Annotated in this window: 6 protein-coding genes; 5 read left to right on the top strand and 1 reads right to left on the bottom strand. The window is 77.7% G+C overall.

What is annotated here, in order from left to right; all coding sequences use genetic code 11:
• Positions 1–22 precede the first annotated feature (22 nt).
• Both BGK67_RS39285 and BGK67_RS34175 read left to right on the top strand, forming a co-directional pair.
• Positions 23–160 carry a hypothetical protein gene (locus tag BGK67_RS39285; RefSeq protein ID WP_167739671.1) on the top strand — a complete coding sequence of 46 codons (138 nt, stop codon included), beginning with the start codon at positions 23–25 and terminating at the stop codon, positions 158–160.
• A gap of 70 nt (positions 161–230) precedes the next feature.
• A complete protein-coding gene (locus tag BGK67_RS34175) occupies positions 231–1,307 on the top strand; it encodes a CgnE/CgnB domain-containing protein (protein WP_069924438.1) in 1,077 nt (358 codons plus the stop codon).
• Positions 1,308–1,320: 13 nt separating this feature from the next.
• Here BGK67_RS34175 and BGK67_RS34170 read toward each other — a convergent pair whose 3' ends face one another.
• On the bottom strand, positions 1,321–1,725 hold the full coding sequence (locus tag BGK67_RS34170; protein ID WP_069924673.1) for an ACT domain-containing protein: 405 nt from the start codon (positions 1,723–1,725) through the stop codon (positions 1,321–1,323).
• Between BGK67_RS34170 and BGK67_RS34165 the strand changes: the two genes are divergently transcribed.
• From BGK67_RS34165 to BGK67_RS34155, 3 genes are read left to right on the top strand one after another with little or no spacing between them, the layout of a single operon-like run.
• Complete coding sequence (locus BGK67_RS34165; RefSeq protein WP_141754154.1) at positions 1,690–9,129, top strand: non-ribosomal peptide synthetase; 7,440 nt, start codon at positions 1,690–1,692, stop codon at positions 9,127–9,129. The two genes, BGK67_RS34170 and BGK67_RS34165, sit on opposite strands and share 36 nt — an antisense overlap.
• A complete protein-coding gene (locus BGK67_RS34160) occupies positions 9,126–15,068 on the top strand; it encodes a non-ribosomal peptide synthetase (protein WP_069924436.1) in 5,943 nt (1,980 codons plus the stop codon). Before BGK67_RS34165 ends, BGK67_RS34160 begins: the two co-directional genes overlap by 4 nt.
• Complete coding sequence (locus BGK67_RS34155; RefSeq protein ID WP_069924435.1) at positions 15,065–18,454, top strand: amino acid adenylation domain-containing protein; 3,390 nt, start codon at positions 15,065–15,067, stop codon at positions 18,452–18,454. Before BGK67_RS34160 ends, BGK67_RS34155 begins: the two co-directional genes overlap by 4 nt.
• The last annotated feature ends 22 nt before the right edge of the window (positions 18,455–18,476 follow it).

The raw sequence follows: 18,476 nt of genomic DNA, 5'->3' as shown, positions 1-18,476 counted from the left end.
CAGAACACGACTAGGAGTCGACGTGACCCAGAACAACATGGACCAGCAGTCCGCCATCGAGCAGTCCGCCCAGGCCGGCGCCGAGCCGGTCGCCCAGGAGAAGGCGTCGATCAGCTCCCGCATCAGCAAGTACGGGAAGTACGACCGCCTCGAGGGCTGAGTTCGAGTCGTGTTCCGGGGCGCGAGTGAACGGCACTCGCGCCCCGGCACGCCTTTACAGGGAGGTTCCCTTGAGCACCGCACAGCCCGTAACGATCAGCCCGGAGCAGTTCCGCAAGGTGTTCGGGGGTGACCTCGGAGACGTCTTCCTCCTGGTCACGTCGCCGGGCGTGCGCAACGCACTCACCGTCGAGAACAGCGCCACCCCGGTACAGGAGTTCAACTGGACCGGCCCCGGCTCCCGCGCGGGACTCATCGCCGAGATGGCCGCCATCCGCGCCTCCGGCCGCCGCGCCTCCGTCCTGTGGATCGCCGACGACGAGTTCGTCCACTTCGAGGACGAAGACCTCGTGGGCATGGCCATGGGCGCCTTCTCCAGCTTCTCGGTGCCCTTCTCCGAGGAGAGCCTGCGCAACAACATCCGCGTCGTGTCCGAGGTCGACTACGAGCGCGAGCTCGGCATCGAGGAGGAGTTCCTGACCCTTCTCGACCAGGCCGACGACATGCTCTTCCTCGGCCGCGAGTTCGGCACCGAGGCCGTCTTCCAGCACCAGCTCTCCGAGCACTGGTTCTCGCTGCACGGCCCGCTCCTGCCCGGCCAGCAGGTCGTCCTGCCCACAGGTGAGCTCAGCTCGCTGGTCAACGCCTCGGGCGAGTTCGAACTCCACACCCACTTCACGCTGAACGGCGAGATCACCCTCCAGGGCGCGCCGATCGTGCACCGCGGCGGTCACGAGACCAGCCTCGCCGAGACGGAGCAGGTCTACCGCGACCTCGCCCCCATGGCGGACCAGCCGGCGATCATCACGCTGGCCGAGGGCCGCATCACCGCGGTCCGCCCGGCCCTCGCCGGACGCACCGCGTTCGCCGCCGGCCTCGAGAAGCTGCTGGCCGAGGACGACCGCTACGCCAAGGTCCACGAGATCGGCTTCGGCACCAACACCAGCTGCGCCCCGCTGCTCCCCGGCAACCACTTCGCCAACGAGCGGCACCCCGGCGTCCACCTGGGCCTGGGCCTGGGCACGTTCACGCAGTACCACATCGACCTGATGAGCACCGCCATCGACGTGCTGATGCGCGGCGTCGACGGCAAGGACGTCGCGCTCTTCCAGGCCCTCGGGGTGGCCCCGGTTCCCGCCGGCGTCTGATCCCGCCCGGGAGTCAATCCGCCGAGAGGGTGTGCCCGGCCGCTTCCAGCGCGGTCCGGGCGCGCTCGTACTTCTCGGCCGGTACGAGTACGAGATCCGCGTCGAACGTCGACGCGGCGAACACGCCGATCCCGGCCCCCGCCAGCGGCACCAGCAGGCCCGCCAGCATGCCGGGCAGGTCCAGGTTGTGGGCGTCGGCCCCGTACAGCCCGCGCCAGGGACCGCTGACGGACCCGGCGCCGGCCGGCAGGCGCCCGGCGCACACCACGGTGAGCCCGTCCCGGGCCCGGGTGACCGAGGACCACGGCCCGGCCGGCAGCGGGGGCACGGCGGCATCCGGGGGCAGTCGGTGCACCCACAACTGGTCAGGGAGGACGTAGAGGTGCTGCGGAACGATGGTGACGGAGAGTTCGGCCATGGGGACGACCTTACGGCGGGCCGTTGCGCCGAACAGGCCGGCTACTGGCTTCCGCGGCTGACCGGCGCCTGCCTCGAACCGCTCCTCGAACCCGAGGCCGCCGCGGCCGCCGTCGCGGGCCCGCCCGCCGCGGTCGCTCCCGAAGCCGCCGCCGCCCTGCACGCGATGACCGGCGGCGCCCCCGAGGGCCTGCTGCTGCTCACCGTCGCCGCCGCCAGGATCGCCCTCGCCGGGCTCACCGGACGCGCGGGGCCCACCGGACCCGCCGGCCAGGGCGCACCGGGGCGCGTGCCCGTGGTGGTACCGGCCTTCGGCCCGGCCGCCGGATCCGCCGCCCGGCGGCCCGAGTTCGCGCTGCTGGCCCCGCTGGACCCCGCCGCGCCCGCCACCTCCTTCCTGGAAGCCCTGCACGCCGAGCTGGAGCAGGCCGCCGCCCGCCCCTGGCAGGACCGGGACGCGCTGAGCGCCCGGCTCGACGCCGTCACCCCCGGGGCGGGCGCCGGCCTGTCCCAGCTCGCCGTCGTCTGCCCGGCGCTGTACGGGGACCGCTCGCCCGAGCCGTCGGCCGCGCTGGTGCTGCGGGTCGAACACGCCCCGGACGGCGGCCTGTCCGTCGGGGCCCACGGCACGACCGCCCTCACCGGGGCGCTGCCCCGCTGCGTGGCCGCCGTCCTCGAAGCCCTCGCCGCCGACCCCCGCCGCAGCCCCGAGGACATCGACGTGCTCGGCGCCCCGCTGCGCGCCGAACTCCTGGACCTCGCCGCGCTGCCCGCCCCCGCCGCCTTCGGGGCGACCACCCTCACGGGGCTCTTCGACGAGGCCGTCCGCCGCACCCCCGAGGCCGTCGCCGTCACCGGCGAGGGCCGCACCCTGACCTACCGGCAGCTCGCCGACGAGGCCCGGCGGGCCGCCGCCGCGCTCAGCGCACGCCACGGGATCGGCCCCGGCGACGCGGTCGGCGTACTGGCCCCGCGCGGCGCCGGCCTCGTCACCGCGTTCCTCGCCGTACTGCGCACCGGCGCGGCCGTCGTCCCCCTCGAACCGCGCCAGCCCGCCGCCCGCGTCGCCCTGCTGGCCCGCCTCAGCGGCGCCGCTCTCGCACTGCGCGCCGAGGGCGTCGGACCCGCCGACGCGGAACTGCCCGTACCGGTGGCGGACCTCGCGGGCCTGCTCACGGACGGGGCCGCGGACGGCACGACGGACGCGACCACGGACGGCACGACGGACACGACCACGGACGGGGCCGCGGACCGCGCCGAGCCCGGCGCCCCCGCGATGATCCTGTTCACCTCGGGCTCCACCGGCACCCCCCGGCCCGTCGCCGTCCACCACGACCAGCTGGGCCACAAGGTGCTCACCGGGGCCCCCGCGCTCGGCATCGACGCGCGGACCCGTACCGCGATGCTCTCCGCGGTCACCTCCGACGCCACCGCCTTCCAGGTCTTCACCACGCTCACCACGGGCGGCACCCTCGTCGCCGTCGGCGACCCCGACCGGCTCGACCCCGACGCGCTGTGGCAGCGGGTGCGCGACGGCGAGGTCAACCTCGTCAACTGCGTGCCCGGCCTCTTCTCCGTCCTGCTGCGCGCCCTGCCCGAGGACGCCGAACTCCCGCTGCGCCACCTGCTCCTGGGCGGGGACACCATCCCGCGCGGCCTGCTCCCGCGCACCGTGGGACGGCTGCGCATCGGCACCTTCGCCAACCTGTACGGGCCCAGCGAGGCCACCGTCGAAGCCACCATGTTCATCCGCGACGGCGCACTCGCCCAGCGGCTCGACCGGGTGCCCGTCGGCCGGCCCTCGCCCGGCTACGGCGTCTTCGTGGTCACCCCCTCCGGGGAGCTCGCCCCGCCCGGAGTGACGGGCGAGATCCAGATCGCCGGACCCGCCGTCGCCCCCGGCTACCGGGGTGACGCCGAGGCCACCGCCCTCCGCTTCGGCCGCTCCCCGCACGCCGGGGACGCGCCCGTCTTCCGCACGGGCGACCAGGGCCGCTGGAACGCCGAGGGCGAACTGGAGTTCCTGGGCCGCGCCGACGGCCAGGTCCAGATCTTCGGCACCCGCGTCGAGACCGGCGAGGTCGAGCAGACCCTGATCGGGCACCCCGGCGTGGTCGAGGCCGTGGTCGTGCCCCGTACCGCCGGCGACGGCACCGTGACCCTGCACGCCTGGTACGTGGCCCGGCGCGGCCCCGCCGGCTCGCCGGAGCACGCCCCCGTCGAGGCCGCCGCGCTCGCCGACTGGCTGCGCGAACGGCTGCCCGCGCCGATGCTCCCGGCCGGCCTGCACCGGCTCGCCACCCTGCCGCTCACCGTCCACGGCAAGGTGGACCGGGCCGCGCTGCTCGCGCTGCCCACCTCGCCGAGGGGCGCCGTGTGGCAGCCCGTCGACCCCGTGGAACGGCTGGTCCACGACGCCTGGACCGAGGTGCTGGGCCGCCCGCCGCTCTCCGCCCACGAGGACTTCTTCCGGGCCGAGGGACACAGCCTGTCCGCCGTCCAGCTGGTCGCCACGCTCTGCGAGGGCACCGGCCGCCCCGACGCGGCCCGGGTCCACGAGGTGTTCGACCTGCGCACCCCGGCCGCACTGGCCGGCGTACTGCGCGAACGCGGGGCGCTGCCCCGCGGCCGTGCCGCGTCCGCCCCGGCCGCGGCCGACGAAGCCGCGCCCGCCCCCCGCTCCGGCAACACCTTCCCCGCCTCCAACGCCCAGCGCCGGATGTGGCTGCTGGACCGGATGGACCAGTCGCCCGTCCCCCCGTACACGATGGTCGAGGCCTACCGGCTCGACGGCTTCGTGGACGAGCCCCGCCTCGCGGCCGCCGTCGACGAGCTGGTGGCCCGGCACGCCTCCCTGCGCACCGTCCTGCGCCAGACCCCCGAGGGCCTGACCCAGGTCGTCCTCGACCCGCCCACCGGCGTCCTGCGCACCGAGCGCGGCACCACGCCCGAGGAGGCCTTCGCACGGGCCTGCCGCCGCCGCTTCGACCTCGCCGAGGGCCCGCCGGCCGAGGTCGCCTGGCTGCCCGGCGCCGAAGCCGGCGGCGTGCTGCTCTTCACCGTGCACCACGCCGTGTGCGACGGCTGGTCCTTCGGCCTGCTGATGCGCGACCTGCTGGCCTCGCTGACCGGCCGCGCCGGGGACCGCGAGCCCGCCCCCGCGTACACCGAGCACACCGAACGGCTCGCCGCCCGCCTGGCGGGCCCGGCGGGCGAGGCGCACCGCGCGTACTGGCGCGAGCGGCTCGCCCGCCTGCCCGAGCCGCTGGAGCTGCCCGCCGACCGCCGCCGCCCGGCCGCGCGCAGCGCCGCCGGCGGCACCGTACGCCTCGCCCTCGGCCCCGAACTGGTCCACGCGCTGGGCGAACTGTGCCGGGAGAGCGCGGCCACCTCCTTCATGGGCTTCACTGCGGCGCTGCGCGTGCTGCTGTGGCGGCTGTGCGGCGAGCCGGACGTCCTGCTGGGCACGGTCGTCGCCGGCCGGCCCGACCGGCGCTCCGCCGAGACGGTCGGACTGTTCGCCAACACCGTGGTCCTGCGCACCCCGGTGGACACCGCCGGCTCCTTCCGCGAGCTGCTGGCCGCCGTACGCACCACCGCGCAGGAGGCCATGACGCACCAGGAGTACCCCTTCGAGCAGCTCGTCGAGGACCTGGCGCTGCCCCGCGACCCCAGCCGCAACCCGGTCTTCGACGTGCTCGTCGAGACGGCCCTGGACGACTCCGTCGTGGGCGCGGACGGCCTGGCCGTCCGCCACCTGCCCTTCGAGCAGCCCGTCAGCGACTTCGACCTGGCCTTCAGCTTCCTGGACGGCCGGTCCGGCGGTGAGGGCGAGCTGTGGGTCGGCTATACCGACGACCTCTTCGACCGGGACAGCGCCCGCCGCATGGGGGAGCGGCTGGTCCGGCTCCTCACCGGCCTGCTGGCCCGCCCGGACGCCCCGCTCGCCGAGATCCCCCTGCTGCCCGCCGCCGAGCGGCGGTTCCTGCTCGACGAGGTCAACGAGACCGCCGCCCCGTTCCCCGAGGACCGCACCCTGCTCGACCTGGTCGAGGAGCAGGCCGCCGCGCACCCGGACCGGCCCGCCGTCGTGCACGGCTCCACCGTCCTCGCCTTCGCCGAGCTCGACGCCCGCGCCGAAGCCGTCGCCGCGCGCCTGCGGGAGGCCTGCGCGGCGGGCCCCGGCGCGCTGGTGGCCGTGGTCACCGAGCGCACCGAGTGGATGGTGGTGAGCGCGCTGGCCGTCCTGAAGACCGGCGCCGCGTTCGTCCCCCTCGACCCGGAACAGCCCGCCGACCGGCTCGCGTTCGCCCTCGCCGACAGCGGGGCCCTCGCGGTGCTCGCCGACGGCGGCTACCACGCCAAGACCGCCGCCCTCACCGCCCTGCCGGTCCTCGACCCGCGCACCGCCGCGGCGGGCGGCGCCCCCGCCGGCCTGCCCCCGGCGCCCCGGGCCACCCCGCGCGACCTCGCGTACGTCATCTACACCTCGGGCTCCACCGGCCGCCCCAAGGGCGTCATGATCGAGCACCGCGGGATCGTCAACACCGTCCACTACCGGGCCGGCTACTACGGGTTCGGGCCGGACGCCGCGGTACTCCAGGTACCGCCGCTGCACTTCGACAGCGGGGTCAACGACATCTTCTCCGCGCTGGTCGCGGGCACCCGGGTCGTGGTCCTCGGCAAGGACCGGCTCCTCGACGTCGAGCACGTGGCCGAGGAGATCGGGCGCAACCAGGTCACCCACATCATGCTGGTCCCCAGCCTCTACCAGCTGATGCTGGAGCGCTGCGCCCCCCGGCTGGCCTCGGTCCGCCAGATCGTCCTGGTCGGCGAACGGCTCCCCGAGGCCCTCGCCGCCCGCCACGCCGAACTGCTCCCGGACACCGTCCTCTACAACGAGTACGGGCCCACCGAGGACAGCGTGTGGACCACCGTCCACCAGATCACCGACCCGGGTGCGGACATCCTGATCGGCCACCCCATCGCCAACAAGACGGTCGACGTCATCGACGCCCACGGAGACCTGGCCCCGATCGGCGTGCCCGGCGAGCTGTGCATCTCCGGCGCCGGCCTGGCCCGCGGCTACCTCGGCAACCCGGAGCTGACCGCCGACCGGTTCACGCCGCACCCGCTGCGCCCGGGACGGCTCATGTACCGCACCGGCGACCGCGCGGCCCGCCGGCCCGACGGCAACCTGCTCTTCCTCGGCCGCATCGACGACCAGGTCAAGATCCGCGGCCAGCGGGTCGAGCCGGGCGAGGTGGCCGCCGCCCTGGCCGGGCACCCGGACGTACGGCGCTGCGCGGTCCTGGCGGTGCCCGACGAGCGGGGCGAACCGGGCCTGGTCGCCTACGTGGTGGGCGCGGCGGACCCGAGCGCCCTGCGGGCCTACCTCGGCGCGCGGCTGCCCGCCGCCATGGTGCCCGGGACGTACGTGGAGATCGCGGAGCTGCCGCTGAACCCGAACGGCAAGCTCGACCGCCGCGCGCTGCCGGCTCCGCCCCGCGGGGAGACCGCGCCGCGGCTGGAGCTGAGCCCCACCGAGGAGCGGGTGGCCAAGGTCTGGGCGGCCGTGCTCGGCGTGCCGGTGACCGACCCCGACGCGGACCTGTTCTCCGTCGGCGGCCACAGCCTGACCGCGGCCCGGCTCGCCGCCGCGCTCCAGGAGGAGTTCGGCGTACGGGTCCCGCTGGTCACGGTCTTCCAGCAGCAGACGGTACGAGCCCTTGCCGCGGTGCTCGACCCACCGCCCCCGCCCCCGGCTGCCGACCCGACGGCCCCCGGCCGGGCAGCAGTTGCGTCCGGCCCGGCCGCCACCGGTCCGGCCGCCACCGGTCCGGCCGCCAGCGCCGCGACCGCCGCCCCGACCGCCGCCGCGGTAGTCGCGCCCGGCCTGCCCGCGGGCACCGGCCCGGTCGCCAACGGCCCGGCCGGCGCCGCCGCCCGGGCGGCCGTGCCCGCCGCAGGTGTAACGACAGGGACCGCCGTGCCCGCCGCAGGCGGCCCGGCCGCGGAGCCCGCGACCGCGCCGGACGGTGAGGTCCTGCCGCTCTCCCGGGCCCAGCGCCGGATCTGGATGGCCGCCCGGACCAGCCCCAGCCCCGTCGCCCTCAACATCACCGACGCCGTACGGGCAGGCCGGCCGCTGGACACCGGCCTGCTGCGGGCGGCCGTCGCCGCCCTCGCGGAGCGGCACGAGGTGCTGCGCACCCGGGTGGCCGTCATCGGCGGCACCGCCCGGCAGGTCGTCATGGACCGGCTGCCCGACGGGCCGCCGCTGTCCGTCGTCCGCGTCGGCCCCGCGGACGAGGCGGTCGCCGAGGCGGTCACCGCCGCCCACTCCACGCCCTTCACCCTCGCCACCGGACCGCTGTTCGCCGTCCGGCAGCTGACCGGCCACCCGGACGGCGACATCCTGGTGATCACCGCCCACCACCTCGTCTACGACGGCGACAGCGCCGCCCTGGTCGCCCGCGACCTCCTGGCCGCCTACGCCGCCCTCGAAGCGGGGGCGCGCCCCTGGGACGGCCGCCCCGCCCGCCCGTACCGGGACTGGGTGGCCGAGGAGGCCGCCTGGCTGGAGGGCCCCGAGGCCGCACGCCAGCGCGCGTACTGGACCCGTACCCTCTCCGGGCCGCTGCCCCGCCTCGACCTGCCGGACAGCGGGTCGCGCACCGGCGCCGGCCGCCAGGGCGCGGGTGTGGTCCGGCGCGCGCTGCCCGCCGCCGTGCTGCACGCCGCGGCCGAGGGCGGCTCCGCCACCCCGTTCACCGCCCTGCTCACCGCCTGGGCGCTGGTGCTGCACCGCCGCTCCGGCAGCGCCGAGGTGGTCATCGGCTGCCCCGCCGGCAACCGCGACCGCGCGGACATGGCCGAGGTCGTCGGCTGCTTCGTCAACGCCCTGCCGGTACGGCTCGCACCCGGCGAGGTCCACAGCACCGCCGAATTCCTCGCCCAGGTCCGCGACCGGCTCGCCGAGGCCTACGACCACGCCCGCTTCCCCTTCGACACCACGGTCGTGGAGATCGCGGAGCGCCCGGCCCCCGGCCGCCGCCCCGTCTACGACGCAGGCCTGAGCTGGGAGACGTCCGAACGCTCCGACGGCGGGCCCGCGTTCCTCCCCGCCGACCCCGCCCAGGCCCCGCTCAGCGACGACCTGCGGATCTACGCCGGCGAGCGCGACGGCCGGGTCCTGCTCGAACTCGCTTACGACCGGGCCCTGTTCACCGAGAGCACCGCACTGGAGCTGCTCGACGAGGTGGTCGGCGTGCTGCGCTGCCACCCGAACTGGTACCTCGCCGCCGACGGCCGGCCCGCCGACGGGCCCGCGGCGCCGCACCGCGCAACCTCCCGCACCGACGAATCCGACAGACTGCAACCCGCAGGGAGCGTCCGGCCATGACCGCAGCACCCCTCAGCATTCCGGTGACCCGGGACCCGGCCACCGCGGCCACGGCGTTGCGGCCCCGGCTGACCCGCGAAGGCGTCCCCGGGCACACCAGGCGCAGCCTGCCCCTGCCCGCCGCCTCCCGCACCGCCCTGCGCGGGGCCGGCGGACACCCGGTGGACGAACTGGTGCTGCTGTGCGCGGCGGCCGCCCTCGCCCTGGCCGCCGCCGAGGACACCGACACCCCGGCCCTGACGGTCACCGGCCCCGCCGGGCCCGTCGCCGTCTCCGTCGCCACCGCCCCGGCCGGCGGCCAGGACCAGGGCACGGCCGGCGCGCTGCTGCGGCGCGTCCGTGACGAGCTGCTCGCCGCCCGCCCCGCCGGAGCCCGCGCCGGGACCCTCACCGTCGCCGCGGAGGGCATGGCGCCGGCCGCCCCGGCCGGCGAGGCGCTGCTGCTCACCCTGGAGGGCTCCGGCGAGGACCGCGTCCTGCACGCCGACGCGGACACCGGGCGCTGCGAGGCCTGGTTCGCGGACGCCGTGCTCCGCGTCGTCGCCCACCTGCTGGCCCAGCTCGGCGATCCCGGCCGCGAACTCGCCGCCCTCACCCTGGCCGACGCCGCCGACCGGGAGACCGTCAAGGAGTGGGGCCGGGCCGGGTTCTGGCCGCCCGCCACACCGGCCACCCTGCTGGAGCGCCTGGACCGCGGCCACCTCGCGGGCGGCGCAGGGCTGGCCGTCGTCACCGGCGGGGGAGCGGCCGACGGGGCCGCCGAACTGGGCCACGCCCAGCTGCGCGCCGAGTCCGTGCGCGCCGCCCGCCGCCTGCACCACGCGTACGGGGTGGGACGCGGCGACCGCGTCGCCCTGCTCGTCGGCAAGGGCCGCCACGCGCTCACCGCGCTGCTCGGCACGGTCCGGGCCGGGGCCGCCTACGTACCGCTGGACCCGGCGCAGCCCGAGGAGCGGCTCGCCGCCGTGCTCGACGACGTCGGCGCCGCCGCGCTGGTGGCCGAGCCCGAACACCTCGCACTGGCCGGGGCGCTGGCCGCCCGCACGGGCCTGCGCCTGCTGTCCGCCGCCGACCTGGCCGCGGACACCGCCGACCTGGCCGCCCTGCCCGAGGAGGAGCCCGAGCCGCCGCGCCCCGAGGACACGGCGTACGTGATCTACACCTCCGGCTCCACCGGCCGGCCCAAGGGCGTCGTCATCCGCCACTCGGCGATCGACAGCTACCTCGCCTGGAAGCACGACTACCACCGGCTGTCTCCCGACACCTGCCTGCTCCAGGTGCCCGCGCTGTCCTTCGACAGCTCCGTCTCGGACGTGTTCTCCGTGCTCGGCGCGGGCGGCGCCCTGGTCCTGGTCGACGCGGTGCGCCGGCTCGACGGGGCCCACCTGCGCGGGCTCGCCGAGCGGTACACGGCCACCCACGTCACCCTCGTCCCCAGCCTCTACACCGCCGTCCTCGACGAGCTGGCCGCCGCGGGCACCCTGCGCGTGGTCACCGTCGCGGGCGAGGCGATGCCCGGCGAACTCGTCGCCCGCCACCAGCTCCAGCTGCCGCGCACCCGGCTGGTCAACGAGTACGGGCCCACCGAGAACTCCGTCGGCGCCACGGCCTTCGACTACCCCGCGCACCCGCTGCCCGGCACCCCGATCGGCTGGCCGCTGGCCCACACCGTCGTCGAGGTGCTCGACGGCGCGGACCGGCCCGTGCCCCCCGGCTTCCCCGGCCAGCTGCACTTCTCCGGCCCCGGCCTCGCCGACGGCTATCTGCACCGGCCCGAGCTGGACGAGGCGGCCTTCCCCGCCGCGCCCGAGCAGCCCGGCGGCCGGCGCTACCGCTCCGGCGACCGCGGCTGGTGGCAGCCCGGCGGCACCCTGCAGTTCCTCGGCCGCGCCGACGACCAGGTCAAGATCCGCGGCAACCGCGTCGAACTCGGCGACGTGGAGGCGGCCCTGGCCGCGCTGCCCGCCGTGGAGACGGCCGTCGCCGTGGTCTGCCGGGGCGCCGGCGGCCAACCCTCGCTCGTCGCCTTCGTCACCGGCCCCGCCGCCGAGACCCCCGCCGCCGTCCACGCGTACGCGGGCACCGTGCTGCCCGCGCCCCTGGTCCCGGACCGCGTCCTGCCGCTGGACCGGGTGCCGCTCAGCACCAGCGGGAAGATCGACCGGCGCGAACTGGCCGAGCGGGCCCAGGCCTGCGCCCCCGCCGCCGAGCCCGCGCCGGCCGCGGCGCCCGAGGCCCCGCAGAGCCTGGAGGACCGCGTCGGCGCCGTCTTCCGGGAGGTCCTCGGCGTCGATCGGATCGGCCCCGACGACAACTTCTTCGCCTGCGGCGGCCACAGCCTGCTCGCCGTCGACGTCATCGCCGCCCTCGAACAGCGCCACGGCCTGGTCCTCGGCATCGACGAACTCCTCGACGGCCCCTCGGTCCGCGAGGCCTGCGCCGCCCTGCGCGGCCGCGGCGCGGACGAGGGCGACGCGCAGGCGGCGTCCGCCGCCGAGAAGGACCCGGAGGGCGGGGACCACCCGCTGTCCGCCGCCCAGCGGCAGCTGTGGACCCTCGCCCGGCTCGACGACGGCGCGGACAGCATCCACCACCTCACCGACGTCTTCCGGATCGACGGACCGCTGGACGAGCGCCAGGTCGCCCAGGCCCTCGCCGACGAGGCCGCCTGCGCGCCGCTCCTGCGCGCCCGCTTCTTCGTCCGCGACGGCGAACCCCGCCAGCGCTTCGTCTACGGGGACCGGCCGCCGCTCACCGTCCTGTGGCCCGCACCCGGCACCGACACCGGCGCGACCCTGCGCGCCGAAGCCCGACGCCCCTTCGACCTGGAACGGCAGCCGCCGCTGCGCGCCGTCCTGCTGCGGCTCTCCCCGACCAGCGCGCTCCTCGCGCTGACGGTCCACCACATCGCTTGCGACGGCGAATCCGCCGTGCTGCTGGCCGAGCGGGTCTTCGCCCGGCTGCGCGCCCTGCGCACCGGCACGGCCGCCCCCCGGCCCGCCGAAGGCAGCTACCTCACGCACATCGCCCGCGAGGCCGCCGCCCTCGGCGGCCCCGAGGCGGAGCGGGACCGCGCCCACTGGCACACACGGCTCGCCGCCCCGCTGCCCTTCCCGCTGCTGCCCGCCGACGGGGAGCGCGGCGCCGCGCCCGGCCCCGGCGGCTCCAGCCGCTTGCGGCTCTCCGGGCAGGACACCCGGGCCGTGCGGGCGCTGGCGCGCACCTGCGGCACCAGCATGTACGGGACCGGGCTGACCGCCCTGGCCGAACTGCTCGGGCGGTTCACGGGCGAGCGGCGGATCCTCGTCGGCACGCCCGTCACCCGCCGCGACGACCCGTCGTACGCGGGGGTCATCGGCCCGTTCCTCAACACGGTGGTGCTGACCTGCGAGGTGGCACCGGACCTCGGCTTCGCCGAGCGCGCCGCCGCCACCCGCTCCGCCGTGGCCTCGGCCATGACCCACCGCGCCCACCCCTTCGAGCGGCTCGTGGACGAACTGCCGGGGGCCCGCGACGGCGGCCGCACACCGCTGTTCACGGTCATGTTCACCGCGGACGAGCGCGGCGCCGCCGGCACCGGCGACGGCAGCGAACTGGACGCCGGCCCCGGACTCGCCGTCCGGCGCGAGCCCTACGCCGACCACGCCGCCGAGTTCGAACTCAGCTTCCACCTCGACAACTCCGGCGAACTGCTCGAGCTCACCGCCGAGTACGACGGCACGCTCTTCAGCGCCGCCCGCGCCACCCGGCTGCTGCGGCACTGGGCCGACCTGCTGCTGCGCGCCGCCGCCGACCCCGGCCGCACCCCGGCCGGTACGCCGCTGCCCGACGCCGAGCGCGCGGAACTGGCCGCGCTCGCCGACACCTGTGCGGCCTACCCCGGCGCCCGGATCAGCGACGCCGCCGGGCGGCCCGTCCCGGTCGGCGTCCCCGGCGACCTGAGCACCGGCGCCGGCGCGACCGGGCTGCGGGCCCACTGGTCGGAGCGGCGCGAGCTGGTGCCGCGCGGCCGCGCCGGGCGGCTCGTGCCCGACTCGGACCGCCCCGGCACCCACCTCGACCCGGCCGAGGCCGAACTGCTGCTGCTGGCCCACCCGTCGGTGCGCGCCGCCGAGGTCCGCGCCGCGGCCCCGGGCGAGCCCGGGCCGCTGACCGCCCACGTCACCCCGCAACCCGGGCACACCGTGAGCCCCGGCGCGCTGCGCACCCTGCTGCGCCGGGCGCTGCCGCTGCGGCTGGTCCCGGCGACCGTCCACGTCACGGCGGACGCGGGGGAGCCCGCGCCACGGCCGGCGCGGGCGGCGGGAACCGCGCCCGTGGCGACCGCGCCGGCGGCGGACGCCGCCGCGGGGCCCGTCGAGCTCGTCGCGCAGGCCGTCGCCGAGGCGCTCGGGCACGAACGGGTCGGGCCGGACGAGGACTTCTTCGACCTCGGCGGCGGTTCCCTGGACGCCGTCGCCGTGGCCGCCCGGCTGCGGATCGCGCTCGGCCGGGACGTCTCGCCCCGGCTCGTCTTCGACTCCCGCACCCCGGCGGCCATCGCCGGAGCCCTCGCCGGCGCCGCTCCCGCCGGCGCCACCGCCCCGCCGGCCGAGGACGGGCCGGTGCGCGGACCGGCGGGCGGCCCCGCACCGCTCAGCACCGAGCAGACCGGGATCTGGCAGGCCCTGCGGGGCGGCGCCGCCCCGGCCGCGTTCGTCGTGTTCGAGGCGCTGCGCGCCACCGGCCGGACCGTCGACCCGCACGCCCTGCGCCAGGCCGTCGAGCACACCGCCGCCCGCCACGACGCCCTCTCCTCCCGGCTCGTCCTCACCGAGGACGGGCCCCGGTGGCAGCCGCTGACCGTGCCGCGCACCGGCTGGGCCGAGGACGACCTCTCCGCGCTCCCCGAGGCCGACCGGGCCGCCGCGCTCGACGCGCTGGCCCAGCGCCACCTGGAGGAGCCCTTCGACCTCGCGGCCGGACTGCTGCTGCGGGCCCGCCTGGTACGCCTGGCCGACGAGGAGCACGTCCTGCTGCTCGCCGTGCACCACATCGCCGTCGACGGCCGCTCCATGGAGCTGCTGGTGCGCCAGACGGCCGACGCCTACGAGGAGTTCGCCGCCGGACGCTGGCCCGCGGACCCCGCCGGCGAGCCGCCGCTGCGGCTGGCGGACGTGGCCCGCTGGCAGCAGGAGCGCACCCCCGCCGGCGCCGACGAGCACTGGCGCCGGGCGCTGGCCGCCGGCGAGCCGCCGCGGCTGCCGCTGCCCTACGACCGGCCCCGGCTGGTGCGCGGCGCGCTGATGCCGACGGAACTGCCCTTCGCGTTCCCCGCCCCGGGCGCCGGGGCCTTCGGCCGCGCCGACGGCCTGAGCCCCTTCGCGCTCGGCCTGACCGCGCTGGTCGCGGCCTTGGCCCGGGGCGGCGAGGGCGCGCGGACCCCGGACGAGGTGTGGCTGGCCACCGTCCTCAGCACCCGCTCCCGGCCCGGCCTCGCGGACGTGGTCGGCCCGCTCACCGGCACCGCCCTGCTGCGCGTGCCGACGGGCGCCGCCGGCACCTACCGCGAACTGGCCCGCGCCGTCGCGGACGCGCTGCTCGCCGCCCATGACCGGCCGGGGGCGGGCCTGGACGCCGTATCCGCCCTCGCGGAGGACGAGTTCGGCGTGGACCGGGCCCTCCTGAGCCAGGTCCTCGTGGTCGCGCAGGAGGACACGGCCCCGGTCCCCGGCGCCCTGTTCAGCCCGGACGGCGCCATCGCCGCGGCCCGGCCCACCGCCACCGCCTTCGACCTCGTGTGGTCGCTGCGCACCGGCGAGGACGAAGCCGACGGCGTCCTTACGTACAAGGGCGAGCTCTTCGACGACACGACCGCCGGGGGCCTGGTCGAACGCACCCGGCAGGCACTGGCCGCCCTGGTCGCCCGCCCCGACGCGCCCTGGAGGGAGCAGCCGTGACCCCCGAACCCGCAGCCGCGACCGCCGGACCGCCCGCCGCGACCGCCGCCCCCGCCGGGACTCCGGCGGCCTGGCAGCGGACCCTGGCCGCGCTCAACGACACGGCCGCGCCCGTCCCGGACGGGCCGGTGGCCGCGCTGCTCGCCGAGCGGGCCCGCCCGGTCGCCGCCCGGCCCGCCGTCGTGGCCCGAGGCCGCGTCCTCAGCCACGGCGAACTGCACACCCGCGCCGAGGAGCTGGCGGTCCGGCTGCGCGCCCGGGGCGCCGGGCCCGGCGTACTGGTCCGGGTCTGCCTGCCGCGCTCCGCCGAACTGGTCGTGGCCGTGCTGGCGGTCCTGCGGGCCGGCGCCGCCTACGTGCCGCTGGACCCGGACCACCCGGCCGAGCGGCTCGCCCAGCTGGTCGACAGCGCCCCCGCCCCGCTCACCCTGACCACCATCGCGCTGGCCGGGCTGTTCCCCGGCCCCGGCGTGCTCACCGTCGCCCTCGACGCCCCGGCCGAGCCCGCCGCCGGGGTGTCCGTGCCGCCGGTCGGCGGCCCGCTGCCGGGCCCGGCCGACCTCGCGTACGTCATCCACACCTCCGGCTCCACCGGCCGCCCCAAGGGCGTGGCCATCGAACAGCGCTCCCTGGCCAACCTGCTGGAGGCCACCGCCGTCCCCTTCGGCCTCGGCCCGGACCGGCGCGTGCTGCAGTTCGCGAGCCCCGCCTTCGACGTCTCGGTGTGGGAGATCCTCGCCCCGCTGTGGGCGGGCGCGGCCGTCGTCGTCTTCGACGAGCCCGTCGCCTCCGCCGAGGCCCTGGCCGCGCTCGTGCGCGAACGCCGCGCCGACACCGTCTTCCTGCTCGCCGCGCTGCTGGCCCAGCTGGACCCGGCCGCCTTCCCGGCCGTGACGACCGTGGTGACCGGCGGGGAGTCCTTCAGCCGGGCACTGGTGGACCGCTGGGCCCCGGGCCGTGACCTGATCTACGTCTACGGGCCCACCGAGGCCACCGTGTTCCAGTCCTGGCACCGGTGCCCGCCCGGCCTCCCGGACGAGCCGCCCACCATCGGCCGTCCCATGGCCAACCTGCGCTACTGCGTGCGCGACGCCTCCGGGGCGCAGGTCGGCCCCGGGGTGGAGGGCGAACTGTGGATCGGCGGCATCGGCGTGGGCCGGGGCTACCTGGGCCGGCCCGACGACGCGGCCGCGGCACGCTTCGTACCCGACCCCGACGACCCCCGCCCGGGCGCCCGGCTCTACCGGACCGGGGACCTGGCCCGCCACCGCCCCGACGGCACCCTCGACTTCCGGGGGCGCGCCGACCGGCAGGTGAAGATCCGCGGCTTCCGCATCGAGCCCGGCGAGGTGGAGGCGGCGCTCGCCGCGCTGCCGGGCATCGCGGCCGCCGCGGTGGTCGTGCCCGAGGGGACGGCGCAGCCGCTGCTCGCCGGATACGTCGTCACCGACGGGCCGCTGCCCGCCGACTGGCGGGCCCGGCTGGCCGAGCGGCTGCCCTACTACATGGTCCCCGCCGCGGTGATCCCCGTGGAGCGGATGCCCAGCACTCCCAACGGGAAGATCGACCGCCGCGAGCTGGCCGCCCGGCCGCTGCCGGACACCCCGGCCGGGCCGGCCGGCGAGGCCGGGGGCGGTGGAGCCGGGGGCGGCGGCGAGGCCGCGCGCGGTGAAGCGGCCGACGCCGTACGGACCGTGCTGCGCGCCCTGTTCGCCGAGGCGCTCGGCGGGCCCGTCGCGGACGACGGGGACTTCTTCCTCCTCGGCGGAACCAGCCTGAAGGCCGCATCCCTGGCCGCGGCCGCCGCCCGGCGGCTGTCCGCGCCGGTGCGGCTGCGCGACGTGTTCGACTGCCCGAGCGTCGCCGCCCTGGCCCTGCGGCTGGCGCCGCGCGCCGCCTCCGCGCCGGCCGAGGCCCCGAGCGGGCCCCCCCCCCCCACCCGGGCCGGTGACTCAGCCCCGGCCGAAGGCCCGACCCCGGCCGGAGGCGGCCCGACCGGAGGCCCGGGCTTGGCCGGAGGTCCGGGTCCGGCTGCCGGGGGTGCCCAGGGGCCGTCGCGGGCCTCCGCCGGCCAGCGCTGGCTCTGGCTGGAGGACCGGACGCGGAGCGCGGGGACGGCCGGTACCGCCGCCTACCACGTGCCGATGCTCCTGGACTGCCACGGCACCGCCGACCCCGCCGCCCTGCGCGCCGCGTTCGCCCGGCTCCAGGAACTCCAGCCGCAGCTGCGCACCGTGTTCCGCGAGGAGCGCGGCGAGCCGGTGCCCGTCCCCGCGCCCACACGCGCCCGCCTGGAGGTCCTCGACCTGCCCGACGAGGCCGCGCGCGAGGCCCTCGTACGGGAATGGGCACACCGGCCCTTCGACCTGGCGGCCGGGCCGCTGGTGCGCGCGGCCCTGCTGCGCCGCCCCGGCGGCCGGGACCGGCTGCTGGTCGTGCTGCACCACGTCGTCGCCGACCAGACCTCGCTGGAGGTCGTCGCCCGCGCGCTGGCGGGCGGCCCGGTCGGGCAGTCCGCCCCCGAGCTGTCCGGACCCGCCCCGCACGAGCCTTCGTACGACACCCAGCTCGCCTACTGGCAGGACCGGCTGACCCCGCCTCCCGCGCCGCTCCCGCTGCCCGTGGACCGTCCGCGCACCGGTCCGGCGGGCCGGAGCACGGCCGTCACCACCGTCCGCCTCGACGCCGGGGAGCTCGGCGCGCTGGAGCGGCTCGCGCGCGGCCACCGCACCGGCCTGTTCGGGGTGCTGGCCGCCGCCGTGGCCGCCGCCCTGCACGAGGCGACCGGCGCCGGCGACATCAGCCTGGGCACCGCTGTCAGCCGCCGCCCGGCCCTCGGGCCCGCCGACGCGGTGGGCTGCCTGGTCAACACCGTGGTCCTGCGGACCGCCGTCCACGGGGAACTTCCCTGCGCGGAGCTGATCGCGGACCTCGCCGGCCAGACGGTCGGCGCGCTGGACCACGGCGGGCTGCCCTTCAGCGACCTGGTGCGGGCCCTGGACCCGCCGCGCCCGCCCGGGCGCAACCCGCTCTTCGACGTGTGGGTGACCCTCTGGGACGAGATCGACACCGGGCCGGGCGCGCTGCGGCTGACGGGTGGTCCCATCCCGCTGGACGAGGGCATGTTCGAGCTGTCGTTCCAGTTCGGGCGCGACGCGACGGGCCTGACCCTGCTGCTCCAGTACGACTCCGCGCGCTACGAGCCGGACACGGCGCGGGACCTGGCCGAGAAGGCCGCCCACGCCGCCCGCCGGCTCGCCTCGGCCGGCCCGCTGGGCCGCGTCCGCGCGCTCGCCTCCCAGGCCCCGGCATCACAGGCCCCGGCCGGGCGCCCGGCGTTCGCGGGGTTCTCCTGGGGCGGATCCGCGGCCCCCCGGTCCGCATGACGGCGCCCCCGGCCGGCGCCCC

The sequence above is a fragment of the Streptomyces subrutilus genome (assembly GCF_001746425.1).
In the GTDB taxonomy this organism is placed as follows: domain Bacteria; phylum Actinomycetota; class Actinomycetes; order Streptomycetales; family Streptomycetaceae; genus Streptomyces; species Streptomyces subrutilus_A.
This window is presented reverse-complemented; position numbering and strand designations above follow the sequence as displayed.